Origin of the sequence: Mycetohabitans sp. B3 (genome assembly GCF_021498065.1) — a bacterium.
Taxonomy (GTDB): Bacteria; Pseudomonadota; Gammaproteobacteria; order Burkholderiales; family Burkholderiaceae; genus Mycetohabitans.
This window is the reverse complement of sequence record NZ_JAHLKN010000011.1, coordinates 1-25622: the sequence shown is the minus strand read 5'-3', so window position 1 is coordinate 25622 and position 25622 is coordinate 1. Positions and strand designations below refer to the sequence as shown.

The following is a 25622-nucleotide window of genomic DNA, read 5'->3' as shown; positions in this document are numbered from 1 at the left end:
AATCAAATGGTAGCACGCACCCTTCGGCATCCCGATACTACGCGCGGATGCCGGAACCCTTCAATCGCCAGTTTGGGGAATTGCTTGTGACTACTTCTGGATCGGCCACTGCCGCGCGCCGCAACGCCCAGACCGCCTCTGCCACCCCCCACGCCACCCCCGCACGGCCGACCCCGACTGCGGCGACGCCGCCGGCGCACGCCGCGGCATCGCCCACGCGCAGTCGCACCCGCGAGGACAAGGACGGGCCACTGTTCGAGGACATCCGCTTCCTTGGCCGGTTGCTTGGCGACGTGGTCCGCGAGCAAGAGGGAGACGCCGTATTCAACGTAGTCGAGACGATCCGACAATTAGCGGTGAAATTCCGCCGCGAGGACGACATCGACGCAGCCAAGAAGCTAGACAAGATGCTCAAGGGTCTCACACCGGAGCAAACGGTCAGCGTGGTGCGCGCATTCAGCTACTTCTCCCATCTAGCAAACATCGCCGAAGATCGCCACCATAACCGCCGCCGGCGCATCCATGCGCTGGCCGGCTCCGCCCCACAGGCAGGCACCGTCGCATACGCCCTTGCGCGGCTGGCCACAAGCGGCGGTGAATCGCTGTCCGCGCTGAAGACATTCTTCGACACCGGGCTGATCATGCTGGTGCTCACCGCGCATCCCACCGAGGTGCAGCGCAAAAGCATTCTAGACGCGCAGCACGACATCGCACGCTTGCTGGCCGAGCGTGACCAGCCGCTCACCGCGCGTGAGCGCGCGGCCAACGAAGCGCTGCTGCGCGCCCGTGTCACGTCGCTGTGGCAGACCCGCATGCTGCGTGGCTCGCGGCTTACGGTCGCCGACGAGATCGAAAACGCGCTGTCATATTATCGAGCGACCTTCCTGGACGAGATCCCGGCATTGTATGCAGACATCGAACAGGCACTGGCCGAGCACGGCCTGCCCATCCGACTGCCTCCGTTCTTTCAGATGGGCAGTTGGATCGGCGGCGACCGCGACGGCAATCCGAACGTAACGGCGGCCACGCTCGAGCGGGCGATCACGCGCCAGGCGGCGGTGATCTTCCAACACTATTTGGAGCAGGTGCACCGGCTCGGCGCGGAGCTGTCCGTCTCCGAGTTGCTGGCGGGCTCCAGCGACGCGCTGAAGCAACTGGCGGATACCTCACCCGATATTTCGCCGCACCGCGTGGACGAGCCGTATCGGCGCGCGCTGATCGGCATCTATGCGCGGCTGGCCGCCACCGCACGCGCGCTACTCGGCGACGCAGCCGTCTCGATCCGCGGCGAACACCGCGACGCGGTGCCCTACGCGTCGCCCGATGCATTTCGCGCCGATCTGCAGGTGTTGATCGACTCACTGCAGGCGCGCCATGGCGCGTCGCTCGCCGCCCCCCGGCTAGCACCGCTCGCGCGCGCGGTCGAAGTCTTCGGCTTTCATCTTGCGAGCATCGACCTGCGGCAAAGTTCGGATATCCACGAAGCCGTGCTGACCAAGCTGTTTGCCCGTGCCGGCGTGGTCGACGACTATGCCGCGTTGTCCGAAGACGACAAGCTGGCGCTGCTGCTGGCTGAACTGGCGCAGCCGCGCGCTTTGCGCCTGCCGTACGCAGCGTACTCGCCACTGGTGCACAGCGAGCTTGCCGTGCTGGAGGCCACGCGTGCGATACGGCAGCGCTTTGGCGAGCGGGCCGTGCGCAACTACATCATCTCCCATACCGAGACCATATCGGACCTGGTTGAAGTGATGCTGCTGCAAAAGGAAACCGGCCTGATGCACGGCAGCCTGCCCGCCGCGGCCCCACAGGGGGGCAACGGCCAGCACGCAACCCATGCTGGGCAGAATGCGCCGCGCGTCAGTTTGATGGTGATTCCCCTGTTCGAGACCATCGCCGACCTGCGTCACGCGCCGCGCATCATGGAAGCGCTGCTGGCGCTGCCAGGCATAGAGTCGATCGTACGCCACCAGGGCGGCGAACAGGAAGTGATGCTCGGCTACTCGGACAGCAACAAGGACGGTGGCTTCCTCACGTCAAACTGGGAACTGTATCGGGCCGAACTGGCGCTGGTCGCGCTGTTCCGTGAGCACGGCGTAAGGCTACGACTGTTTCACGGCCGAGGCGGCACGGTCGGGCGCGGTGGCGGCCCGACCTATCAGGCGATCCTATCGCAGCCACCGGGCACGGTGGATGGGCAGATCCGGTTGACCGAGCAGGGCGAGGTGATCGCCAGCAAGTTCGGCAATCCGGAAATTGGCCGCCGCAATCTCGAAACCGTGATTGCCGCGACGCTGGAGGCGACATTGCAGCCACATGCCCAGTCGCCCCGTGCGCTGCCGCAGTTCGAGGCGCTGATGCAGACGCTATCGGACGCGGCGATGTCGGCCTACCGCGCGCTCGTCTACGAAACCCCGGGCTTCACCGACTATTTCTTCGAATCCACGCCAATTGCCGAGATTGCGGAACTCAATATCGGCAGCCGCCCCGCGTCGCGCAAGCTGCACGATCCCAAGCATCGCCGCATCGAGGACCTGCGCGCGATTCCATGGGGCTTCTCGTGGGGTCAATGCCGTCTGCTGCTCACCGGCTGGTACGGCTTTGGCAGCGCAATCAGCACGTACCTGGATGCCGCGCCGGATGCAGTGGACCGGGAAAAGCGCGTGGCGCTGCTGCGCAAAATGGTCAAGACGTGGCCGTTCTTCTCAAACCTGCTCTCCAACATGGACATGGTGCTCGCCAAGTCGGATCTGGCGGTCGCGTCACGCTATGCACACCTGGTGTCGGACAAGAAGCTTCGCAAACAGGTATTCGGTCAGATCGTTGCCGAATGGCATCGCACCGCGGACGCACTCGCACAGATCACCGGCCATTCATCGCGGCTAGCGGACAATCCGCTGCTCGCCCGCTCGATCAAGAACCGCTTCCCGTACCTCGATCCGCTGAACCACTTGCAGGTCGAACTGCTACGCCGGCACCGCGCGGGCACCACGAACGCACGGTTGCGCCGCGGCATTCACTTGACGATCAACGGAATCGCCGCAGGGTTGCGCAACACGGGCTGACGCCGGCAGGCCGGCGCTACGGCGTGAGTCTGTACAATACGCATCTGCGTTATACCAGTACAAGATCGCTCGCCATCCTAGTACCGATGACCTCCCGGATCATGACGACCGCTTTGCCTGCTGCATTAGATGCCGCGCGTCGCGGCACTCGCGAATCCGCTCCGCGCGCCGACGCGTCAGCCGCGCGCGCGCTCGGCGATTTTATCCGCTCACATCGTGAACGGCTCACGCCGGCCGACGTCGGGCTGCCGCGCGGGACGCGGCGCCGCACGCCGGGTTTGCGACGCGAGGAAGTGGCGCAATTGTGCGACGTTAGCGCCACGTGGTACACGTGGATCGAGCAGGGCCGTCCCGTGTCGGCATCCGCCGACGCGCTGGCGCGGATTGCCGTCGCGTTGCGGCTGTCGCGCGCGGAACGGGCCTATCTGTTCGAGCTTGCCGCGCAGCGCGATCCCGCCGAGCCGGACGCGAGCACGGCCGACGTGCCCGCGGCGCTGCTGGCGAGCGTCGGGCTGATCGCCGCCCCCACCTACGTGCTGGATCCGCAGTGGAATGCGCTCGCCTGGAACGCGGCAGCGGCGGAATTGTTCATCGGCTGGCTCGACGCAGCCAAGCCGGCCGCGACCGCCGGCGTACTGGTTCCCCAGGACGCGCAAGGCAACGGCCCCAACCTGCTGCGTTATACCTTCACATCGCCGGCTGCGCGCACGCTGATCGTCGACTGGGAGAGGCGCGCACGCCGGCTCGTCGCCGAATTCCGCGCCGACTCGATCCGACACCTGAACGACGCACCCACGCGCGCGCTACTCGACGCGCTGATTGCGCAATGCGATCCGTTCGCGCGCTTCTGGGCATCGCAGGACGTGTTTGAGCGCGAGGGCGGCCGGCGCGAGTTCAACCATCCGGCGCGCGGGCGCATCGCCTACGATCAGATCACCTTCGTGCCGGCCCAGCGCGACGACATGAAACTCGTGGTGCTAATCGCACAACACAAGCCGCGCTGCGAAGCCACCGCCGCGGCCGCCGCGCACGACGCCGGCGCCACACTGCCGCGATGCTAGAATGTTTGTCTTTGCCGCACGGCCGTGCGGCAAGCGGCACCCTCCACTATTGCGGCATCCTGTCATGACTTCCCAATTGCACAAAAAGGGCGAAGCTTGGTCGGCGCGTTTTTCCGAGCCGATGTCCGAGCTTGTCAAACGCTATACGTCGTCCGTGTTCTTCGATAAGCGGCTCGCGCTCGTCGACATCGAAGGCTCGCTCGCGCACGCGGCAATGCTCGGTGCGCAACGGATTATCAGCGACGACGACGTCGCGGCAATCCGCAAAGGCATGGAGCAGATCCGCGGCGAGATCGAGCGCGGCGAATTCGAATGGCAGCTGGACCTCGAAGACGTCCACCTGAATATCGAGGCCCGGCTGACCGCGCTGATCGGCGACGCGGGCAAGCGGCTGCACACCGGGCGCTCGCGCAACGACCAGGTCGCCACCGACATCCGGCTCTGGCTGCGCGGCGAAATCGACCGGATCAGCGCGCTGCTTAAGGATTTGCGAAGCGCGCTGCTCGACCTCGCGGAAAGGTATGCCGACACGATCCTGCCGGGCTTCACGCACCTGCAAGTCGCGCAACCGGTGACCTTCGGCCACCATCTGCTCGCGTACGTGGAGATGTTTGCACGCGACACCGAGCGGATGCTCGACTGCCGCAAGCGGGTCAACCGGCTGCCGTTGGGCGCTGCGGCGCTCGCGGGGACCAGCTATCCGATTGACCGTGAGCAAGTCGCCAGGACGCTCGGTTTCGACGGCGTCTGCACGAATTCACTCGATGCGGTGTCGGACCGGGACTTCGCGATCGAATTCACGGCGGCCGCGGCGCTGGTCATGACGCACGTGTCGCGGCTATCCGAGGAGCTGGTGCTGTGGATGAGCCCGCGGGTCGGCTTCATCGACCTGGCCGACCGTTTTTGCACCGGCTCGTCGATCATGCCGCAGAAAAAAAACCCCGACGTGCCTGAGCTTGCGCGCGGCAAGACCGGCCGCGTGAACGGGCACCTGATCGCGCTACTCACGCTCATGAAGGGCCAGCCGCTCGCGTACAACAAGGACAATCAGGAAGACAAGGAGCCGCTGTTCGATACCGTTGACACGGTGGCCGACACGCTGCGCATCTTCACCGAAATGGTCGCCGGCATCACAGTCAAGCCGGATACGATGCGCGCCGCGGCGCTGCAGGGCTTTTCGACTGCGACCGACCTAGCCGATTACCTCGTCAAGCGTGACTTGCCGTTTCGCGACGCGCACGAAGCAGTGGCGCATGCGGTACGAGTCTGCGTGGACCGGCGCTGTGACCTGGCGGACCTGACGCTTGACCAATTGCGCGCCGAGCTGCCGAAAGTCTCGTCGCTGCTGGGCGACGACGTATTCGACTGTCTGACACTGGAAGGCTCGGTCGCCAGCCGCGATCACGTGGGCGGCACGGCGCCGCAGCAAGTGCGTGCCGCGATCGCGACAGCACGCGCCGCGCTGTCTCGGTAGCAGCGGCGCGCGGCTATTGGCCGACTATCGCACCATCGAACACTGCCCGCCTGTCGCACCGTCAATCACCTACCTTGCCCGCCTATCGCGCCGCCGGACATCTGCTCTGCCATGCCATCGGTGCCACCGGGCACCTACCGTGCCATCGGTGCCGCCCGCCGGCCGATGGCCGGCGCGCCGCTCACGGCCGCACGCAATCCACAAAGTATTCGACGTTGCCGCCGACCACGTCGGTGACCAGCCCGTGAATATCGGTATGAAAGCCGGGGAACCGTGCATTGAAGTCACGCGCGAACCTCAGATAGCGCACGATGGTCTCGTTGAACCGCTCGCCCGGGATCAGCAGCGGAATACCCGGGGGATACGGCGTGAGCAGAATGCTGGTGACGCGGCCCTCGAGGTCGTCGATCGGCACGCGGTCGATCTCGCGGTGCGCAATCTTTGAAAACGCGTCGGTCGGACGCATTGCCGGTTCCATGTTGGACAGGTACATCTCAGTCGTCAGCCGCGCGATATCATTGTCACGGTACACGCTGTGAATCTGCTCGCACAGGTCGCGCAGCCCGACGCGCTCGTACATGGGATACTGCGCGACGAATTCCGGCAGCACGCGCCATAGCGGCTGGTTTCGATCGTAGTCGTCCTTGAACTGCTGCAACTCGGTGACCATCGAGTTCCAGCGGCCCTTGGTGATGCCGATCGTGAACATGATGAAGAACGAGTACAGTCCGGTCTTCTCGACAATAATGCCGTGCTCGGCCAGGTAACGGGTGACAATCGCCGCCGGAATGCCCGCCTCGCCAAACTCGCCGTCCACGTCCAGCCCGGGCGTGATGATCGTCGCCTTGATCGGGTCCAGCATGTTGAAGCCTTCGGCCAGGTTGCCGAAACCATGCCAGCGGTCGTTCGGCCGCAGCATCCAGTCCTCGCGCGAACCAATACCCTCGGTCACCAGCTGATCGGGTCCCCACACCTTGAAGAACCAATCGTTGCCATATTCGGCATCGACCTTGCGCATCGCACGACGGAAATCAAGCGCCTCGGCAATCGACTCCTCGACGAGCGCGGTGCCGCCGGGCGGCTCCATCATCGCCGCAGCCACATCGCACGACGCAATGATCGCGTATTGCGGGCTGGTCGACGTATGCATCAGGTACGCCTCGTTGAAGCGATGCCGGTCAAAGCGCGGTAGCTGCGAATCCTGTACCAGGATCTGCGATGCCTGCGAGATGCCGGCCAGCAGCTTGTGCGTCGAATGGGTCGCGAACACCAGCGCGTCGGTCCGGCGGGCGTTCTGCCCGATCGCATGCATGTCCTGGTAGAACGGGTGGAACTCGGCGTGCGGCAGCCAGGCCTCGTCAAAATGCAGCGTGTCGATCGTGTCGCCAAGCAGGTCTTTGATCATCTCGACGTTGTAGACGACACCATCGTAGGTACTTTGCGTGATCGTCAGAATCCGCGGCTTGAGCTTCGGGTTTTTCGCGAGCGCCTCGCGCGCGAACGGATTCGCGTCGATCTTGCGGCGAATGTTCTCCGGTTGGAACTCATCGCGCGGGATCGGCCCAATGATGCCGAAATGGTTGCGGGTGGGCGTCAGGAAGACCGGGATTGCGCCGGTCATCGTGATTGCGTGCAAGATCGACTTGTGGCAGTTGCGGTCCACCACGACGATGTCGCCCGGCGCGACGGTGGCGTGCCAGACGATCTTGTTCGACGTGGACGTGCCGTTAGTCACAAAGAACAGGTGATCGGCGCTGAAGATGCGCGCCGCATTGCGCTCGGACGCGGCCACCGGCCCGGTATGGTCCAGCAGTTGCCCAAGTTCGTCCACCGCGTTGCACACGTCCGCGCGCAGCATGTTCTCGCCGAAGAACTGGTGAAACATCTGGCCAAGCGGACTCTTCAAAAACGCGACACCTCCGGAGTGACCCGGGCAATGCCACGAATACGAACCTTCGTCCGCGTATTTGACCAGTTCCTTGAAGAACGGGGGCGCCAGCGAATCCAGGTACACCTTCGCCTCGCGGATGATATGCCGCGCAACGAACTCAGGCGTATCCTCGAACATATGAATGAAGCCGTGCAATTCGCGCAGGATGTCGTTCGGAATATGACGCGACGTGCGCGTCTCGCCGTACAGGAAGATCGGGATATCGGCGTTACGACGCCGCACCTCGGCGACGAACGAGCGCAGCGCTAGGATCGCGTGGGCGAGATCGGGCACCTGGTCGTGCGTCGCGGCAACCTCATCGACCAGCGCGATCTCGTCGTCGTCGATCGACAGGATGAAGCAAGACGCGCGGCTGGACTGCTGCGCGAACGAGGTCAGATCACCGTAGCTCGTCAGGCCGAGCACCTCGACCCCCTCGCGCTCGATCGCCTCGGCAAGCGCGCGGATACCCGAGCCGGAGATGTTCTCCGAGCGAAAATCCTCGTCGATGATGACGACAGGGTAGCGAAACTTCATCGGTGATTCTCCAAAAACAAACCGCTGCACTCTACCGTTCGGGTATGCAGCGGCCGTGATATGCCGGATTGAGCCGCGCTGCGTGGCGCGGCGGCGCGCGACAACTCAGGTCTTGGGCAGCGTGACGCCATGCTGGCCCTGGTACTTGCCGCCACGGTCCGCATAGGATGTCTCGCAGACTTCGTCGCTCTCGAAGAACAGTACCTGCGCCACGCCCTCGTTCGCGTAGATCTTCGCCGGCAGTGGCGTCGTGTTCGAGAACTCCAGTGTCACGTGCCCTTCCCATTCGGGCTCGAACGGCGTGACGTTGACGATGATCCCGCAGCGCGCATACGTGGACTTGCCCAGGCACACGGTCAGCACGTTGCGCGGAATGCGAAAGTACTCGACGGTGCGTGCCAGCGCAAACGAGTTCGGCGGGATGATGCACACGTCGCCCTTGAAGTCGACAAAGGACTTCTCGTCGAAGTTCTTCGGATCGACGATCGTCGAGTTGATGTTAGTGAAGATCTTGAATTCGTCCGCACAGCGGATGTCATAGCCGTAGCTCGACGTGCCGTAGCTGACAATCTTATGACCATCCGGCGCAACGCGCACCTGATCCGGCGCGAATGGCTCGATCATGCTGTACTGCTCGACCATGCGCCGGATCCATTTATCGGATTTGATCGTCATACGTGCAATCGAAAGGCGGCAGGGCCGCGGGTTGAAAACGAGCGAACGGAGCGGGGCGCCGCCGCCTCATCGTAGTGGGGCCATTTCATCGCAGCGTGGCCATTACCTGCGAATGATGCCGCAGCCCAGCGCGGGACCAGCGTCGCGCGGCGGAAACGCATAATAGTCCTGCGCGTCGCGATGCACGATCAGCGCGCGGCCGACCACCGAGCGCACGCCGTCGAGCGATACGTACGGCGACACGATGAACCCGGCCGCCACACCGTTCGCGTCCGCGTGCAGGTTCACCAGGTCGCCTTCGAGCCTAATCCCTTGCTTCAGGCGCTCGGCCCCAGGGCTGAACACCCCGCCTGCAGCACCCGGCGAATGGCAGTCGCCGCGCTCATGGATCTGCAGCGCATGATCACTGTCCGGCGGCAGCCCACTGAGGTTATAGGTCACCTGCACACCATCGGCATGCTCGATCAACGTGACCGTGCCGCGTGCGGCATGGCCAGCCGCCGGCACGATCTGAACGTCGGCACGCTTGTCGTGCCTGCCGAAGATCGACGCACAACCGACCAGCATCACGCTAGTCGCAAGCAGCGTAATCATCGTGCCGACAAGACGCCATCCCAATCGCGGTTCCATTAAGCCTCAGGGTACTGAACAAGCCGCAATGATACCGCGTCTGGCCCATCTAGCGGGGCGGCCGCCATAGAGGATGTCACAGAGCCATGTCAGGTGTTCTGCACGACGATGGTCGGGAACTTCGAACTCATGTCGCGCGACAGCTTCGCAATCCGGAGCGCGACCTGGCGGGCCATGTCGCGATACAGGCCGGCGATGCGTCCATGCGGGTCGGCGACCACCGTCGGACGTCCCGCATCGGCCTGCTCGCGGATGCCGATATCCAGCGGCAGACTGCCCAGGAACGGCACGCTATACTGTGCGCAAAGGCGCTCGCCACCGCCAGCGCCGAAGATCGGCTCGGCGTGGCCACAGTGGGAGCAGATATGGATGCTCATGTTCTCGACGACGCCTAGGATCGGCACGCCGACCTTCTCGAACATTTTCAGACCCTTTCGCGCGTCCAACAGCGCAATGTCCTGCGGCGTCGTGACGATCACCGCACCGGTCACTGGCACCCGCTGCGCGAGCGTGAGTTGGATATCGCCGGTGCCGGGTGGCATGTCGACAATCAGATAGTCCAGGTCGCGCCAATTCGTCTGCCGCAGCAACTGCTCGAGCGCGGACGTGACCATCGGCCCACGCCACACCATCGGATTGTCCTGCTCGACCAGGAAGCCGATCGAGTTAGCCTGTACACCATGGCCTTCGAGCGGAATCATCGTCTTGCCATCCTCGGACGCCGGACGGCCGTTGATGCCAAGCATCGTCGGCTGCGATGGGCCGTAGATGTCCGCGTCCAGCACGCCAACCGACGCGCCTTCGGCAGCCAGCGCAAGCGCGAGATTTGCGGCCGTGGTGCTCTTGCCAACCCCGCCCTTACCAGAGGCGACCGCGACAATATTGCGTACGTTCGGCAACAATTGCACGCCGCGTTGTACCGCGTGCGCCACGATCTGGTGAGATACCGTCACGTGCAGATGCGCCACGCCCTGCACGGCGCGCAGCGCTTGTTCGACACGCGCTTGGATCAGTGCATACTGACTCTTGGCCGGATAGCCCAGCACGACCTCGAGTGATACCGTGTCGCCGTCAATCGCGACGTTGCGCACCCCTTTGCCCGCCGTTATCGGCTCTGCGGTGTTCGGGTCGATCACGCCGTGCAGCACGGCGTCGATCTGGGCCCTGTCGATTGTCATCGTTGCTCCGTTACTTGAAGTGTTCCATCCGATCACCCAACGCCTGCCGCGTGCATCGAACCTTGCGTGCGGGGTCGCGTCGAACCTCATACCAGAAGTTGCAAAAAATTGTTGCGTGGCGTTGCCAAACGGCGCTTCCCGCGGCACGCTCTGCGATCGGCAGCTGTTTCGACATTGTAGTGGCATGAAGCCTGCGATGCTGCGGGCGCGCTCGTCGGAAGATCACGCTTAAATGCCGCACGCAAGCATCGCTCCCGACGGTGTGCCATGCACATCGTTCTACTATCGGCCCAATCAACCTAACCCATGAGGTGTCATATGAACGCGAAACTCACCTTCCGCCTTCCGCTGCAAGTGTCGGTCCTCGCAGTCGCAGGCGCGCTGCTGGCCGGCTGCCAGACGCCGCAAGGCAGCAACGCGGCGGTTGGCACCGGCGTCGGCGCGGCCACCGGCGCCGGACTCGGGGCAATCTTCGGCGGCAGCCACGGGGCGGCGATCGGCGCTGCGGCCGGCGCCGCGGTCGGAGGCATCACCGGGTACAACTGGCAGGCGATCAAGCACAAACTGTCGGGTGTCACCGCGGGCACCGGCACCCAAGTGTCCGAGCAACCGGATGGCTCGCTGAAGCTCAATATCCCGAGCTCGGTCTCGTTCGACACGAATAGCTACGCAATCAAACCTTCGTTCACACTGGTGCTCGACCAGGTGGCGCAGACGCTGACCCAGCATCCCGAGTTGGTGGCACACGTGGTCGGACACACCGACAGCACCGGCCAGCCGCGGTACAATCAAACGCTGTCGCAAGAACGTGCGCAAAGCGTCGCGCAATACCTGGCGCAGCATGGCGTCGCCGCGCAACGGCTGGCCGCCGAAGGCCGCGGACAGACGCAACCGATTGCGGACAATAGCACGGAGGCTGGCCGCGCACAGAACCGGCGCGTGGAGATCTACCTGCGGGCCACCTCACAACCGCGCGGATGATGCGCCCTAATTTTCTGCCACCGTGATGATTGCCGCCGCGACACGCGGCGGCAGACGGATCGTTGTTAAATCTCGAAATTTTTTCGAACTTCGTAGCTGATTCGATGTCTGTTTATATGGTACGTGACGGCGATACCGTTGCGTCACCATTCTCCTCTTGTCGTTGTTGCTCCGGGGCTCGAAGCCCCGGTTTTTTTAGCATTGCACGATGACCGCCTGCGCCCGCCAGTCTGCGGCAAAGCGCGGACAATGTGGGCCCGCGCGTGCTTCGCGCGTCCACTGTCGCGACCGTGTCATCGCAGTCGCGCCTGCTAAAATCGGCGCTCCATCCCGTTTTCGTCGAATCAAACGCTCTATCCGCCATGTCAGCTCCCGTCTCCGCCGGCGCGCCGCGCCGCATGCTCGTCACCTCCGCGCTGCCGTACGCAAACGGCCCGATCCACATTGGCCATCTCGTTGAGTATATCCAGACCGACATCTGGGTGCGCGCGATGCGAATGCACGGTCACGAGGTGTACTATGTCGGCGCGGACGATACCCATGGCACGCCGATCATGCTGCGCGCGCAGTCCGAGGGCATCACGCCGCGGCAGTTGATCGAGCGCGTCTGGCAAGAGCATAAGCGCGATTTCGACCATTTCGGCATCTCGTTCGACAATTATTACTCGACGGACTCGGACGAGAACCGGGCGTTGTCCGAGCGCATTTTCACCGCACTCCACGATGCCGGATTGATCGCGGCGCGCGATATCGAACAAGCGTATGACCCGGTCAAGGAGCTGTTCCTGCCAGACCGCTTCATCAAAGGTGAATGCCCGAAATGCGGCGCGAAGGACCAGTATGGCGACAGTTGCGAGGTGTGTGGATCGACGTACCAGCCAACTGAACTGGTCAAACCGTATTCAGTGTTGTCCGGCGCGACGCCGGTGAAAAAAACATCGACGCACTATTTTTTCAAGCTGTCCGATCCGCGCTGCGAGACCTTCCTGCGCGGCTGGGTCAGCCAGCTCGCGCAGCAGGAAGCCACCAACAAGATGCGCGAGTGGCTCGGCGAGGACGACGACGCGAAGCTCGCCGACTGGGACATCTCGCGCGATGCGCCGTACTTTGGCTTCGAAATCCCGGGCGCGCCCGGCAAGTACTTCTACGTGTGGCTCGATGCACCGGTCGGCTACTATGCAAGCTTCAAGAACCTATGCGAGCGTCGCGGCTTGGATTTCGACGAATGGGTCCGTCCGGATTCGACCACCGAGCAATACCACTTCATTGGCAAGGACATCCTGTATTTCCACACGCTGTTCTGGCCTGCGATGCTGCAATTTTCCGGCTACCGCACGCCGACCAACGTGTTCGCGCATGGCTTCCTGACCGTGGACGGCACGAAAATGTCTAAGTCGCGCGGCACCTTCATCAACGCGAACAGCTACATCACGACCGGTTTGGATCCGCAATGGCTGCGGTACTACCTCGCCGCGAAACTTAACAGCACGATGGAGGACATCGATCTGAACCTCGATGACTTCCAGGCGCGCGTCAACAGCGACCTGATCGGCAAATACGTGAACATCGCGAGCCGCGCCGCCGGTTTCCTGGTCAAGCGGTTCGATGCACGCGTGCAGGACAGCGCGATGAACCATCCGCTGCTGGTCCGGCTGCGCGCCGCGATCCCGACGATCGCGGCGCACTACGAAGGCCGCGAATACAGCCGCGCACTGCGCCAGACCATGGAGTTGGCGGATGCCGTCAACGCGTACGTGGATGCCGCCAAGCCTTGGGAACAGGCCAAGGATCCCGCCAATGCGGTGGCGTTGCACGAGACGTGCAGCGTCAGCCTTGAGGCGTTTCGGTTGCTCACGCTGGCGCTCAAGCCGGTATTGCCGAAGCTCGCCGAATCGGTCGAAACATTCCTGTCGATCGAGCCGCTCACATGGGCCGACGTCACAGTGCCGCTGTCGTCAGCGCGGCCGATCCGGCCGTACCAGCACCTCATGCAGCGCGTGGACCCCAAGCAGATCGACGCGCTGCTTGCCGCCAACCGCCAGTCATTGCAGCCGAACGTGACCACGGCCGCCACCGCGGCGGGCACGGCCAAGTCGTTGGGCGCCAACAACACGTCGGCAAACGGCGAGCGCCTCATCACGATCGACGATTTTGCCAAGATCGACCTGCGCATTGCGCGCATCGTCGATTGCAAGGCGGTGGAAGGGTCCGACAAACTGCTGCAACTGACCCTGGACGTGGGCGAAGCGAGCACGCGCAAGGTGTTCTCTGGAATCAAGGCAGCCTACCGCCCCGAGGAACTGATCGGCAAGCTGACCGTGATGGTCGCAAACCTCGCGCCACGCAAGATGAAGTTCGGCGTGTCCGAAGGCATGGTATTGGCCGCGTCGGCGGCGGATGAGAAAAAGGAACCCGGCATCTACGTGCTCGAGCCGCACAGCGGTGCAAAACCTGGCATGCGGGTCAAATAGCGCACTAGCGCGCACTGCGCGCCGCTACTTTTTCCAAAAGCCGTCGAAGCGACGGGTGAACTGCAGGTCCACGCCGTTATAGGTGCCGGCGTAGGACATGATGGCCCAGAACCGCGACAGGTTCACCGTCACCTTGAACGCGTTGTTCGTCGTCTCAATGCCTTGCTCGTAGCCGAGCACGAGCCGCTCGGTGATGGCCTTCGAGAGCGTCACCACTTGCGGATCTGTTAGGCCGACCTCACTTTGGCCGACCGAGACTTCGTCCAGTCCAAAGGTTTGCGCGATCCGCTTGCCGGTCGCGCTGCCCAGCAGCGCGATCGCCGCATTCATCGTGCTCTGCTGCCCAAGGTTCGCGCCGGTATCGGTGCCATGCCCAAGTAGCAGCCATGACAGCTTCTCGTTGTCGTTCACGTTGGGCTCCGACACCAGCTTGACCTTGGACGACTGCACGGTGCCGGTCACCTGTACACCGGCTTCGATCTCCTGGTTGCGCCGCATCGCGAGGATGTTGATGCCCGGGTCGTTGACCGGCCCATTAAACGTGAAATAGCCGTTCTCGATACCCAGCTTGCGGCCAAACGCGGTATAGGTGGACCCTTCCACGACCCGCACGTTGCCCACGGCACGCAACAGCTGGTTCGGTGCGCTGACGAGGTTGATCACACCACGCAGCCCCAAATCGGCGCCAGCGCCGCGAAAGCGAAAATTCTGACCCAAGTCGACGTCAATGTTGGCGCGTGGCGCGAACGGGCCCGCCGGCTTGCCGGCGTCGGCACGCGCCGCAGCGTGCTCGTCCTCGACCGTGCCGTCCGGTCGCACGATCACGACGTCGTCGGACAAACTTGGCGCCGATTGCTCCGGCAAATCGAACAGTGCCTTGTTGACAAAAAACCGGCCATTGATCGCCATCCCGCCCTGCGCGCCGGCATTGGCCACCGTCGCATCACCGGACAACGACAGCTGGCGATACGGCGACGCGAACAGCTCGAGCTGATCGGCCACGATATGCGCGCTCAAATCAGGGTTCTGTTGGTCGAGCATCACGTTGCCGGTGGCGCGCAGCGTGCCTTGAGCGCCATGAAACTGAACCTGTCGGAATTCGACCTGGTTCTCGGTCAGCACCACGCGCACGATACCGTCTTTGAGCGTGATGCCTTGGTCAACAATGGTCGCCGACAAGCCATCGCCGGTCAGCGTGCCGGAGACCTTCGGATGCGATACCTGACCCGCGATCGCCAGCTTCAGTAACATCTGCCCATCGAGCCGGTAGCTTGGTCCGAGCAGCCCGCCGGTAGTACGCAGCGACGGCAGGTCAAGCACAACCGTGCCGTCCAGCGGTGCGTCGCCGGCCACCACCGGCACACCGTCCTGCATGGCAACCGGCATGCGCAGCGTCGCGTCCAGCGTGCCAAGGCGCTCGGCCACCGCTTGGACCGTCGCATTCAGGCGGCGGCCCGCTGCAAAGTCAATGCGTGCCATTGCGTCGCTGATGCCCAGCGACGCAATGCCGCGTCCCGCATCAATCGTGACGTCCCCTGAGCGCCGCTTGATCTGCACATAGCCCGCGGCGCGCGGCCCGAACGACACGTCCCACTGCGCATCGAACACCAAATCGGTCCTGAACGACGCCTGCTGGTGCGTGAGTTGCTCGCGAAGCTGCAGCAGGCGCGCCACGTCGACATGCGCCAGCGAGCCGCTCGATTGCAAACGCCCGCCCGCATATTGAAACGACTTCAAGTCCAGCAACGCGCGCTCCACGCTCAAGCGCGTGGCGCCGATCACCCAATGCCCGGCGCTGGCGCTCACGGTCGCCGGCGCGGCCAGCTTGACCTCGGGCAGGCCGCGGTTTTCCAGTTGTCTGATCGTGCCATCCCAGCCGATACCGCCCCGCGCGTCGGTTAGCTTGCCGCTTGCCGCCACGTTGAAATCGACCGGCTGTCCACCGACGCTGCCGTTCCCGCTGGCGATCAACGTGTGGTGCGCGCGCACCCCATCCAGCCGTAGCGACAGCGCATTGAACCGCACCTGCGGCGTGGTTACCGCTCGCGCGTCAAGGGTCGCGATCATCGCGCCCTGCGCCCCGTCGCGCAACTCGATACGGCCCGCGGCATGGCCGATCCGGTTGCCGCCCATGACCACGCCGTCTGCCTGATAGCTGGCGACCACATTCGGATGCGCGAGCGAGCCGGTCACATCGCCCTTGGCGTGCGCCGCGCCCGCCATGCCAAAACCAAGCCGCTCTAGCGCCGGGGCATCGACATGGAACAGCAACCGGTCGCCGGCTGCGCCGAAGCTGCCGCGTAATTGGATGTCGTTGCCGGCCACGCTCACGTGCACGTCACTGGACATGATCCGCGTGCCGGCCAGCGCCAGCGTCCCGCCGCCATTCAGCGGCAAGCCGTTGTAGACGCTATCGCGCACCGCAAAGTCGGCCTGGACGGTAAGCGTCGGCGTCAATGCGCCTTTTGCGTTGAGCGTGCCGGTCACGCTCGCATCGAACCGCTGGGCGGCGCGCTTGCCGGCACCCTTGGCGGCGGCCTTGCCCGTACCGCTGCCGGCAGCCTTGGGCGCCATGCGGCTGCCGTTGTACGGAACCGGTCCACCCGTGTGGCCTGTCTGCAGGCTGTCACGCGCCAACAACGCGAACGGATCGAGCGCCGCCAACGTGGCCTTCAATTCGTAGTTGGAGTGCTCATCTCGACGCAGCACACCGGCAAGCTCCGCGTGCCCGTCACCCGCCGTGAGTCTCACGCGCTCTAGCGCGAGCTGCCTGGGATTGATCGAGACGGCCCCTTGCACACGCAGCTTGGCGTCGGCGTCCGCCAGATCAACCTGCACCTGCTGGCGAGCGGCATCGAGCTCGACGCCGATGGGTCCGGCAAGCCGGGTCGTGCGCAACGTGGCGCTCAACACGCTCAGATCCAGGTCGGACGTGCACAGCTCAACACGGCCACGACCATGCTCCAGCGCGCCCGCTCCGCTCACCGTCGCGCCGCCGAGCAGACGGACCTTCAGCGCGGAGAGGATTTGCCGGCTCGCGTCCACGCGCACGTTGGTACGCGCGTCGATCAGCGGCAGGCGTTGCTGTGCGGGTAGCCCGGGCACCGCATTGACGACGGATACTTCACCAGCGACGACCAGCGACATGTCGGGGGCAGCGGCGCCGCGCGCCTGAGCGCGCGGCGCGGGCTCGACCGGCCGCAAGCGGGCGCGTATCGATAGGTCCGCATGCGGTGCGCCCGGATTGAAGGCTCGGGGATCGAGACGGTCGACGTCGAGCGTGACGACCTTCAACGGCACGTCGGCAAATGGGGTAGCCTCCACGTGCGCGACCCCATTCAACTGCAAGCCGTTCGACTGCATACCGCTCGCCTGCATGTCGGCGACGAGCGCCTGCAGCGAACCGGACACCTGCACACCAAGCCGCATCTCATGCCCGCCGAACTGGCCTGACAGCCCTGTCTCGCCACGCACGGCGAACGGCCGTACGCCGTCTAGCGCCACGTCCGCATGGAGCGGGCCATACGGAGTTTGCAGCCTGTCGAGCACAAGATGATGACGCCGCCCGTCGCTGCTGCCGTGCGCGTGCAATGCCGATAGCTCGATCGTCGATCCCGGCTCGTGGAGGCGGATCGCGGCCACGTCCAGTGAATGGATCTGCACCTGCAGCGGCACGGTCAACCGCTGCGGCAGCGTCGCACGCGTGGCGGGTTGACCAGCCGGGGCGAGCTGAGCCTCGACCGTGCCAATTCTTAGCGATTGGATGGACAATCGCCACGGTAGGTGCGTCACCCTCCACTGTCCGTCGATACGATCGAGCCGGATATCCGTGCCCCCGCGCTGCCACCTGACGTCACGTGCTCGCAGCCCGTGCGCAAGCGTACCCCCGTCGAGTGTCCCGGAGAACGCACCCGCCGTGGCCCGACTCGCGATCTGCCACAGCGCGCGCGTGCCCGGTTCGGTATGCACAGCCACCAGCAACGCGACCACCGCCAGCACGAGACTGAACCCCAGGCCGCTGGCCCAGCACAGCACGCGCCGGCCGCGGCCACGCCGCCCTGGTGCGCGATCGCCGTGCTGCCCGGCAGCGCCACTGGTGCGCGGCTCGCCGCCGGGGCGGGAGGGTTCACGGTCGGCAGGCTGGTGGTCGTCGTCGCTCATGCGTCAAGAATCGGGTAGTGCCGCAAGGTGAATCAGAACGCGATGCCCAGCGTCAAATAGGGGCGCCAGCTATGGTTGCGCAGGCCATATGCGAGGTCAACATTGATTGGCCCGACGGGGCTGCGCCAGCGTGCGCCGACGCCCACACCCTGGTAAAAAAACTTTTCGGTCCAGTTGTCGGTCGCCGTGCCGATATCCCAGAAGGCCGCCGCGCCCCAGTCGTGGTTGAACCAGTGCTGGTATTCGGCGCCGCCGCTGAGCAGATATTTGGTCGGCAGCACCGAGCCGCCCACATTGTTGCCAATGCTGTCGTAGCCATAGCCGCGTATCGTCTCCGTGCCGCCGGCGCGAAACAGCAACGATGCCGGTATGCCGCGCGAGCCGCCGGTCGTGAATACGCCACCGGCTTGCAGCCGCAGCAGCACGATGTCGCGTCGACCAATCGGCACGTACTGCCGTGCGTTCGCGTAGGCCCGCCCGAACGTCTGATCCGTCCTCACGCCCTTGATCGCCAAACCGGCCTCTAGGCGCAGCAGGTTGCCCGCTCGCGGAAACACCGGATCGTCGACGTTACGCCGGGTCCACAACCACGCCGGCACGAGCGCGCGGCTCACGGTGGGCCCGGCGCTATTCTGGTCCAGACGATCCAGGTAGAACAGCACCTGGTAGTTGTAGTCGATATTTTGCGACGTGCGCGTGCGCTGCGCGCCGACCCGCGCGCTATGGATATCGGTGCCCGACACGTCGGTGCGCGTGTACGAGCCGAGCAGCGTGTTGGTCCACGCGCGCGGTCCCGGCGGCATCGACAGCTGCACCTGGCCGTACTGCTGCGTCTGGTCCAACCGGCCCGAGAAGCTGAAGGGCCAGGCAGCGCCGAACATGTCCAGGTACGAGTATGCCCCCTGGATGTGTCCGCCGGTATCGGACGAATAGCCAATGCCAGTACGCACCGCGTTGTACTGGTATTCACTGACCTTAACGTGCACGGGCGTGTTCTGCGGTTGGCGGACGTCGTCATCGACTGAAATGCCAACGCTGGCATAGTACGGCGTGTTCTGCACCTGCCGCTGCAGTTCGGCGATGCGCTCGGCGCTGTAGATTTCGCCCGGACCCAGCGGGTTGACGTTCGTGATAATCGATTGCGGATAGCGCCGCGTGCCGGACACATCCAGCGGCCCAATGGTGAACGTCGGCCCGCTCTCATATGTGATGCTCAAGCGTGCCTCATGGGTACGAGGATTGATCCGCGCTTGCGAATGCGCAATTGTCGCGCCCAGGTAGCGGTGCGATTGCAGCATCTTAAGCGAGGCCTTCTTGGCCTCGTCCCACGCCGTCTGCGTAAACGGCTCACCGCTTGTCAGCCCGAATGCGCTGCGTACCGCCTTTTCCTTTTCGGGCGCCTCGGTCAGCATCGGCCCAGTGAACGACAACTCGACCGCCGACACGTGCGTGCGCGGGCCCGGCTCCACATGCACGGTCACCGCGCGACGCTTATCGGCGCGCACGTCGGTGCGCACCACCGGCTCGAAATACCCTTCAGTGGACAGTAGGTCGCGCACTTGCTGCGGTACCGCCGTCACGAGAAACTCAAATTGCTCGTCCAAGATGTCATTTCGCTTAGCGAAACGCGACACATCCAGGTGAGCCCGCAGCAGCTTACGCAGTGCATAGGACGGCGCGTCAATATCCACGTCGTACTTGGCCAGGGCGGCGCCAGGCGTCATCAGTGGCATGACCATTATGGCGCATTGCAGCGCCCAGCGCACCGCGTGCACTCGCGTGTATATTGCTCGCGCGCGCCAGGCAACGCCGCAAGGCAGCCCAGGAGAACTACGTGACAAATCGAACTCCGTCGATGAACATGGCGGTCAACGTCGCAGCGTCGGTGGCGCGAAGTGGCAAACCTATATTGGAACATATCACACGCGCCAGGCACTCAGGCATGAATGACGCAATGCGCTGGCGCGGGCGGGCCGGGTTGCGCCATTGGAGAGGCGGCCCGCCCCCTTTGTTCCGAGTCCGGAAGCTTGCGGTAAAATCTGGAATCGGATTTTTTGGTTTGCGGAGTATTGTCATGTATCAATCAGACATCAGCCAATTCCTGGCCCAGCTCAAGCAGCAACATCCGGAACTCGAGGAACAGCAACGCAACGGCCGCGCACTGCTGTGGGACAAAGCGCCGATCGATCTGGACGAGCGCACGCGCCATCAACAGGCACGCGTGCCGCAGACACCCTACGTGTACTACCAGAATTTCTGACGTGAGCGCCGTTCCGGCACCGGACGACCCGGGCCAGCAGGCATCCGAGGTCGCGCTGTACACGCCGGCCACCGACTCGACGCCGGGCACGCTCGACGGCGTCGCGTTCGCTCGCCTATACGGTGAGCCGCTGTTCAAGGTGCCGCAAGACCTGTACATCCCGCCGGACGCGCTCGAAGTCTTTCTGGAAGCATTTGAGGGTCCGCTCGATCTGCTGCTCTACTTGATCCGCAAACAGAATTTCAACGTGCTCGACATTCCGATGGCGGACGTCACCGCGCAATACTTGGGCTACGTCGACCAGATCCGCGCGACGAACCTGGAGTTGGCGGCCGAATACTTGCTAATGGCGGCCATGCTGATCGAAATCAAGTCACGCATGTTGCTGCCGGTGAAACAGGCCGACACCGGCGAGGATGTCGAGGACCCGCGTGCCGAATTAGTACGCCGACTGCTCGAGTACGAGCAAATGAAGCTTGCCGCGCAACAGTTGGACCGCCTGCCGCAGCACGGGCGTGACTTCCTGCGCGCGCAGGTATATATCGAGCAAAACCTGGCGCCACGCTGGCCGGACGTCAACGCGGACGACCTGCGCGGCGCATGGGCCGACGTGCTCAAGCGCGCCAAGCTCGTGCAGCATCACAAGATCACCCGCGAGGAACTGTCGGTGCGCGAGCACATGAGCCAGATCCTGCGCAAGCTACAGCACGCGCGTTTCATGGAATTCACCGAATTGTTCGATGTATCGCGTGGCGTGCCCGTGGTGGTCGTCAACTTCATTGCGATGCTGGAGCTCTCCCGCGAATCGTTGCTCGAGATCACGCAGGCCGAGCCGTTCGCACCGATCTACGTCCGGCTGGCGTACTCACCGATCTAAGGATCCGCTCAGCGATCCTTTTCCGCTTACATGAAAGTCATTAGCTCGATCAACGAATTGCGCGACCAGCTGCGCGGGCAGAACCGCGTCGCGTTCGTGCCCACGATGGGCAACTTGCACGAAGGACACCTATCGCTGATGCGCCTAGCGCGCCAGCACGGCGACCCAGTGGTCGCCAGCATCTTCGTGAACCGGCTGCAATTCGGGCCGAGCGAGGATTTCGACAAGTATCCGCGCACGCTCGAGACCGACATCAACAAACTGCAGCGGGAAAACGTCTACGTGCTGTTCGCGCCGACCGAGCAGGACATGTACCCGCGTGCGCAGGAATATCGCGTGCACCCGCCGCACGATCTGGGCGACATTCTCGAGGGCGAGTTCCGGCCAGGGTTCTTTCACGGCGTCTGCACGGTCGTGATGAAACTGATGTCGTGCGTGCAGCCGCGTGTCGCGGTGTTCGGCAAGAAAGACTACCAGCAGTTGATGATCGTGCGACAGATGTGTGAGCAATTCGCGCTGCCCATTGAAGTGGTCGCCGCCGAGACGGTGCGCGACACGGACGGGCTCGCGCTGTCGTCACGCAATGTGTATCTGACGCCATCGGAGCGTGCCGAGGCGCCAACCCTGTATCGTACACTGCAGCAGGTGCGCGAGAGCGTGCTCGCGGGTCACCGCGATTTCGCCAAGATTGAGCTAGCCGCGTTCGAGACGTTAATCGAGCGCGGCTGGAAACCCGACTATATTGCGATTCGCAAGCGCGCCAATCTGCGCTCGCCGCAACCGCACGAAGGGCATGAACCACTGGTCGTACTCGCCGCCGCGCAGCTTGGCGCGACCCGGCTCATTGATAACCTGGAGATTTGACCGCCCACGCCGACTCGCTGGCCCCTTTGCTCGCGCGCCGTGCCCTAACCGCAACGCACGACGCGGTGCACACCGCAGTACCGGAGACCCCATTACTGGAGCCCCCCATGCAACGTACGATGCTCAAATCGAAGATTCACCGCGCCACCGTCACGCACTGTGAATTGCACTATGAAGGTTCCTGCGCCATCGACGAAAATCTGCTCGAGGCCGCCAACATCGCGGAAAACGAGCAGATCGACATCTGGAACATCAATAACGGCGAGCGCTTGACCACCTACGCGATCCGCGGCGAACGGGGCAGCGGCATGATCTCGCTGAACGGGTCCGCCGCGCGCCGCGCGCAGGTGGGCGACCTCATTATCATCGCCGCGTTCGCGCTGGTCGACGACGCCGACGTGCGTCATGGCTTCAAGCCGAACCTGGTGTTCTGCGACGAACGCAATACGATCAAGGGCGCCCGGGACCACGTACCGACGCAGAACTGGGACGCGCGCTGAGCGATGCGGCCGGGCGTCCCGCGCCCTCCCTGCAGCTCATTGCTCGGCCCACGCGACGACCGACTGCCACTGCTCCAGGTCCTTGTCGACCCGACTTGACGCCACATCCCATAGCGTCAGGCCATGCGCGGCCAGTTGCACATAGTTTTGCGTATCGCGCAGGTAGCCAAGCACTGGCAGGCCGAGCCCGTCGACGAATCGATGCAACTGCTCCGCCGAACGGGTGCGAGCGTCCACGCGCATGCCGACCACACCGATCTGGATGCCGCCCTTGCGCCCGCCCTTCTCCTGCGCTAGCCGCTGCAGGAAGTGCTGCGTGGCGAGAATGTCGAACATCGACGGTTGCAGCGGCACCAGCACCTTGTCGGCGACGGACAGTGCCAGGTTCAGGCGTGGGCCGTGCAAGCCGGCCGGCGTATCGACGATCGCATGCTCGAATCCCTTTGGCGGCCGGGCACTGCGCTCCCCGCTCATGTCCCACGGCTCGATCCTAGGCAGCGTGTCGGGCCGCAGGTCCAGCCATGATCGCGATGACTGCTGCTTGTCCAGGTCGGCGAGCGCCACCCACTCGCCGCGCCATGCAAAATAGCCCGCTAGATTCGTCGACAGCGTGCTCTTACCCACACCGCCTTTGGGATTAGCGACAACGATGACCGTCATGAATTCCCCCAGGATCAATGGCTTGACATAGCCTTAGGCTTATCCAATTACTCAGCCGAATCCAGGTATTATCAAAGAACTTGACCCATTCGGCACTTCTTTCCGGATCTTTAATGAGTTCATTGCGCCCGGACGTTTCTATCGAATCGCTGGCGGCGCGCCAGCAAGGCCGGCTCCCCGAGTTGCTCGGCGTGCGTGTGCGCGAGTTGCAGCAGGGCCGCTTGGTCGCCGAGTTGACAGTGCGCGCGGAACTGCTCGCGCCAAACGGGTATTGGCATGCTGCCACGGTCGTCGGGCTGGCGGACACCGCATGCGGCTATGCGTGCGTTGCGCACCTGCCGGAATTCCAATCACGGTGAAGGCATGACCGCCCACCAGTCTCCTGTCGTGCGGCCCCAGCGCCGCACACGGCGCGCAAGCGGCGTGTTGGTCAGTCTGCTGCTCGCGCTGTCGGGCGCCGGCACACCCGTATCTTGCGCGGCCGCACCAGTGCAAGTGCTGGACGACAGCGGTGCGCGCGTGACATTGAATGCGCCGGCACGGCGCGTCGTGAGCCTAGCGCCCAGCATCACGGAACTGATTTACGCAGCCGGCGGCGGCAGCCGGCTGGTCGGCACGGTCAGCTTCAGCGATTACCCGAGCGCCGCTCGCGACGTGCCGGTCATCGGCAGCAACACGACACTGGACCTCGAACGGATTGCGGCCACGCACCCGGATTTGATTGTCGTCTGGTGGCACGGCAATCCACAGCGCCAGGTCGAACGGTTGAAGTCACTACACGTACCGCTGTTCTACAGTGAACCGCATCGGCTAGCCGACATCAGCTCGACGCTGATCCGCTTGGGTACGCTGCTTGGCACCGAACCGCAGGCGCGCGAGGCCGCCCGGGCATTCGATGCGCGTATTGCCGCGCTGCAACAATGCTACGCGAGCCGGCCACCCGTTTCAGTTTTTTTCCAGGTATGGGATGACCCGCTAATGACACTGAACGGTACGCATATCATCAGCGACGTGCTCTCCGTCTGCGGCGGACGTAATCTGTTCGGCTCGCTAAGCGAACGGGTGCCGACGGTGTCAACCGAAGCGGTCATCGCAGTCGATCCTGACGCGATCATTGCCACGCGGCCGGAACCTGCACGGGTGCACCGGGTCGCGCAGTCCACGGATCCAAGCGGCGACGACTCGGCGCTGCGCCGATGGCAGCGCTGGCCGGGCATGCGCGCGGTCGCGCGCGACAACCTGTTCACCGTCGACGCGGACTTGATCAGCCGTCCCGGCCCGCGGTTGGCCGACGCCACAGCGTTATTGTGCCAGGCGTTAGAACAAGCCCGCCAGCGCGCCCCGGCACGAAACCCTGACGGCTTACTTCGTCCCTAACGGTGCCAGCAGCCCAACGTCCAACGCGAAGCGAGACGGGCACCCGACGGTGCAACGCCGCGCTCCGTCACGCGGATCACCGGCGAGCGGCTCGATTGCCGCGGGCGCATCACCAGAGATCATCGCCATCTCGCCCACTTAAAACAGGTGCATCGCCCCGCGCCGGCGCCAGCGCGGGTATCAGCGCCTCGTTCGCGCCGTCGCGCAACAGCACCAGCGGATAGCCAAACGCGTGACTGGCAAGGACTGGTGTCAGCACGTCACGCACGGGCCCAGCCCACGCGCGCCCACGCCCGTCGATTAACAACGCGTGCGTTGCAAACCGCCTTGCCAGCGTAAGATCGTGGCACGAGAACACCACTGTGCGGGGCGCTGCACCGACCCATTTCGCCAGCAATGTCACCGCATCGATCTGGTGGTGCAAATCCAGGTGCGCCAACGGCTCGTCCAGCAACAGCAGCGGCACGTCCTGGCAGAGGGCAGCGGCAAGGGCCACACGTTGCCGCTCGCCGCCGGACAGCGACAGCACGTCGCGCGCGGCAAACCCGGCTAGGCCGACCGCCGCCAGCGCCTCATATGCCGCGGCGCGATCCACGTCGCGCTCCCAGCCCCAACCCGACAGGTGGGGATAGCGTGCCAGCAGGACGGTATCGAGGGCCGTTGCGCTGAACGCATCGTGAAGCTGCTGGGTCATCCATGCCCGATGCCGCGCGAGCCGATGGACCGGCCACCGGGTGAGTGGCACGCCATCGAATACGACGCTGCCGCGCGTGGGTGCACGCAATCCGGCAAGGGTCATCAATAAGGTCGACTTGCCAGCGCCGTTCGGTCCGGCGAGGCACCACAGCTCGCCGGGCTCAAAGCGCTGCGACAGCGCATCAAGCAGCGTGCGGCCGCCCACCTGCAGCGTCAGTGCCTGTACGC

General features: G+C 64.1%; 18 protein-coding genes and 1 pseudogene. 11 read left to right on the top strand and 8 right to left on the bottom strand.

What is annotated here, in order from left to right; all coding sequences use genetic code 11:
* Nucleotides 1-86: 86 nt before the first annotated feature.
* From ppc to argH, 3 genes are all read left to right on the top strand, one after another.
* Nucleotides 87-3062 (top strand): phosphoenolpyruvate carboxylase, encoded by a 2976-nt coding sequence (gene ppc, locus KQH55_RS02100; RefSeq protein WP_235090115.1) that lies wholly within the window; start codon nucleotides 87-89, stop codon nucleotides 3060-3062.
* A 101-nt stretch (nucleotides 3063-3163) separates the two neighbouring features.
* Nucleotides 3164-4123, top strand: a complete 960-nt coding sequence (locus KQH55_RS02095) for a helix-turn-helix transcriptional regulator (protein WP_235090114.1) — start codon at nucleotides 3164-3166, stop codon at nucleotides 4121-4123.
* Between the two features lie 64 nt (nucleotides 4124-4187).
* Nucleotides 4188-5597, top strand: a complete 1410-nt coding sequence (gene argH, locus KQH55_RS02090) for an argininosuccinate lyase (protein WP_235090113.1) — start codon at nucleotides 4188-4190, stop codon at nucleotides 5595-5597.
* Between the two features lie 181 nt (nucleotides 5598-5778).
* Here argH and KQH55_RS02085 read toward each other — a convergent pair whose 3' ends face one another.
* From KQH55_RS02085 to apbC, 4 genes are all read right to left on the bottom strand, one after another.
* A complete protein-coding gene (locus KQH55_RS02085; RefSeq protein WP_235090112.1) occupies nucleotides 5779-8064 on the bottom strand; it encodes an arginine/lysine/ornithine decarboxylase in 2286 nt (761 codons plus the stop codon).
* A 105-nt stretch (nucleotides 8065-8169) separates the two neighbouring features.
* Entirely contained in the window at nucleotides 8170-8739 is a 570-nt protein-coding gene (dcd, locus tag KQH55_RS02080; RefSeq protein WP_076785329.1) for a dCTP deaminase, read from the bottom strand.
* A gap of 102 nt (nucleotides 8740-8841) precedes the next feature.
* Complete coding sequence (locus KQH55_RS02075) at nucleotides 8842-9369, bottom strand: superoxide dismutase family protein (protein ID WP_076785330.1); 528 nt, start codon at nucleotides 9367-9369, stop codon at nucleotides 8842-8844.
* Nucleotides 9370-9458: 89 nt separating this feature from the next.
* The gene (apbC, locus tag KQH55_RS02070) at nucleotides 9459-10547 is read right to left on the bottom strand and encodes an iron-sulfur cluster carrier protein ApbC (RefSeq protein WP_076785331.1); all 1089 of its coding nucleotides are present in this window, start codon (nucleotides 10545-10547) and stop codon (nucleotides 9459-9461) included.
* A gap of 318 nt (nucleotides 10548-10865) precedes the next feature.
* On the opposite strand from apbC, the gene KQH55_RS02065 reads away from it, so the two are divergent.
* Both KQH55_RS02065 and metG read left to right on the top strand, forming a co-directional pair.
* Entirely contained in the window at nucleotides 10866-11528 is a 663-nt protein-coding gene (locus tag KQH55_RS02065; RefSeq protein WP_235090111.1) for an OmpA family protein, read from the top strand.
* Between the two features lie 362 nt (nucleotides 11529-11890).
* Nucleotides 11891-13999, top strand: coding sequence for a methionine--tRNA ligase (metG, locus tag KQH55_RS02060; protein WP_235090110.1), 2109 nt, complete (start codon nucleotides 11891-11893; stop codon nucleotides 13997-13999).
* Nucleotides 14000-14023: 24 nt separating this feature from the next.
* On the opposite strand, the gene KQH55_RS02055 is transcribed toward metG, so the two are convergent.
* Both KQH55_RS02055 and KQH55_RS02050 read right to left on the bottom strand, forming a co-directional pair.
* A complete protein-coding gene (locus KQH55_RS02055) occupies nucleotides 14024-18160 on the bottom strand; it encodes a translocation/assembly module TamB domain-containing protein (RefSeq protein WP_235090109.1) in 4137 nt (1378 codons plus the stop codon).
* Between the two features lie 32 nt (nucleotides 18161-18192).
* On the bottom strand, nucleotides 18193-19899 hold the full coding sequence (locus tag KQH55_RS02050; RefSeq protein ID WP_235090193.1) for an autotransporter assembly complex family protein: 1707 nt from the start codon (nucleotides 19897-19899) through the stop codon (nucleotides 18193-18195).
* Nucleotides 19900-20234: 335 nt separating this feature from the next.
* On the opposite strand from KQH55_RS02050, the gene KQH55_RS02045 reads away from it, so the two are divergent.
* The 4 genes from KQH55_RS02045 (at nucleotide 20235) to panD (ending at nucleotide 22661) form a co-directional block, all read left to right on the top strand.
* The gene (locus KQH55_RS02045) at nucleotides 20235-20420 is read left to right on the top strand and encodes a DUF3460 family protein (RefSeq protein ID WP_076797026.1); all 186 of its coding nucleotides are present in this window, start codon (nucleotides 20235-20237) and stop codon (nucleotides 20418-20420) included.
* 1 nt (nucleotide 20421) lies between these two features.
* On the top strand, nucleotides 20422-21297 hold the full coding sequence (locus tag KQH55_RS02040) for a ScpA family protein (protein ID WP_373566349.1): 876 nt from the start codon (nucleotides 20422-20424) through the stop codon (nucleotides 21295-21297).
* 30 nt (nucleotides 21298-21327) lie between these two features.
* Nucleotides 21328-22161: a pantoate--beta-alanine ligase gene (gene panC, locus KQH55_RS02035; RefSeq protein WP_076797025.1), complete on the top strand. Its 834-nt coding sequence runs from the start codon at nucleotides 21328-21330 to the stop codon at nucleotides 22159-22161.
* Between the two features lie 107 nt (nucleotides 22162-22268).
* Nucleotides 22269-22661 (top strand): aspartate 1-decarboxylase, encoded by a 393-nt coding sequence (gene panD, locus KQH55_RS02030; protein ID WP_076797024.1) that lies wholly within the window; start codon nucleotides 22269-22271, stop codon nucleotides 22659-22661.
* 36 nt (nucleotides 22662-22697) lie between these two features.
* Here panD and KQH55_RS02025 read toward each other — a convergent pair whose 3' ends face one another.
* Complete coding sequence (locus tag KQH55_RS02025) at nucleotides 22698-23321, bottom strand: ParA family protein (RefSeq protein ID WP_076797023.1); 624 nt, start codon at nucleotides 23319-23321, stop codon at nucleotides 22698-22700.
* 113 nt (nucleotides 23322-23434) lie between these two features.
* On the opposite strand from KQH55_RS02025, the pseudogene KQH55_RS02020 reads away from it, so the two are divergent.
* Nucleotides 23435-23665 (top strand): annotated as a pseudogene (locus KQH55_RS02020) (PaaI family thioesterase); the annotation flags it as partial.
* 19 nt (nucleotides 23666-23684) lie between these two features.
* Nucleotides 23685-24698, top strand: coding sequence for a cobalamin-binding protein (locus KQH55_RS02015; protein ID WP_083703761.1), 1014 nt, complete (start codon nucleotides 23685-23687; stop codon nucleotides 24696-24698).
* Between the two features lie 109 nt (nucleotides 24699-24807).
* Here the strand turns inward: KQH55_RS02015 and KQH55_RS02010 are convergent, their stop codons facing one another.
* Nucleotides 24808-25611: an ABC transporter ATP-binding protein gene (locus KQH55_RS02010; RefSeq protein ID WP_370643174.1), complete on the bottom strand. Its 804-nt coding sequence runs from the start codon at nucleotides 25609-25611 to the stop codon at nucleotides 24808-24810.
* Between the last annotated feature and the right edge of the window lie 11 nt (nucleotides 25612-25622).

Bases quoted from the DNA above. Each gene is read 5' to 3' on its own strand.
- KQH55_RS02065 (WP_235090111.1), top strand. From the start codon at position 10,866: ATGAACGCGAAACTCACCTTCCGCCTTCCGCTGCAAGTGTCGGTCCTC.
- KQH55_RS02045 (WP_076797026.1), top strand. From the start codon at position 20,235: ATGTATCAATCAGACATCAGCCAATTCCTGGCCCAGCTCAAGCAGCAA.
- KQH55_RS02015 (WP_083703761.1), top strand. From the start codon at position 23,685: ATGACCGCCCACCAGTCTCCTGTCGTGCGGCCCCAGCGCCGCACACGG.
- KQH55_RS02055 (WP_235090109.1), bottom strand. From the start codon at position 18,160: ATGAGCGACGACGACCACCAGCCTGCCGACCGTGAACCCTCCCGCCCC.
- argH (WP_235090113.1), top strand. From the start codon at position 4,188: ATGACTTCCCAATTGCACAAAAAGGGCGAAGCTTGGTCGGCGCGTTTT.
- apbC (WP_076785331.1), bottom strand. From the start codon at position 10,547: ATGACAATCGACAGGGCCCAGATCGACGCCGTGCTGCACGGCGTGATC.
- dcd (WP_076785329.1), bottom strand. From the start codon at position 8,739: ATGACGATCAAATCCGATAAATGGATCCGGCGCATGGTCGAGCAGTAC.
- KQH55_RS02050 (WP_235090193.1), bottom strand. From the start codon at position 19,899: ATGGTCATGCCACTGATGACGCCTGGCGCCGCCCTGGCCAAGTACGAC.
- panC (WP_076797025.1), top strand. From the start codon at position 21,328: ATGAAAGTCATTAGCTCGATCAACGAATTGCGCGACCAGCTGCGCGGG.
- KQH55_RS02095 (WP_235090114.1), top strand. From the start codon at position 3,164: ATGACGACCGCTTTGCCTGCTGCATTAGATGCCGCGCGTCGCGGCACT.
- KQH55_RS02075 (WP_076785330.1), bottom strand. From the start codon at position 9,369: ATGGAACCGCGATTGGGATGGCGTCTTGTCGGCACGATGATTACGCTG.
- KQH55_RS02025 (WP_076797023.1), bottom strand. From the start codon at position 23,321: ATGACGGTCATCGTTGTCGCTAATCCCAAAGGCGGTGTGGGTAAGAGC.
- panD (WP_076797024.1), top strand. From the start codon at position 22,269: ATGCAACGTACGATGCTCAAATCGAAGATTCACCGCGCCACCGTCACG.
- KQH55_RS02085 (WP_235090112.1), bottom strand. From the start codon at position 8,064: ATGAAGTTTCGCTACCCTGTCGTCATCATCGACGAGGATTTTCGCTCG.
- metG (WP_235090110.1), top strand. From the start codon at position 11,891: ATGTCAGCTCCCGTCTCCGCCGGCGCGCCGCGCCGCATGCTCGTCACC.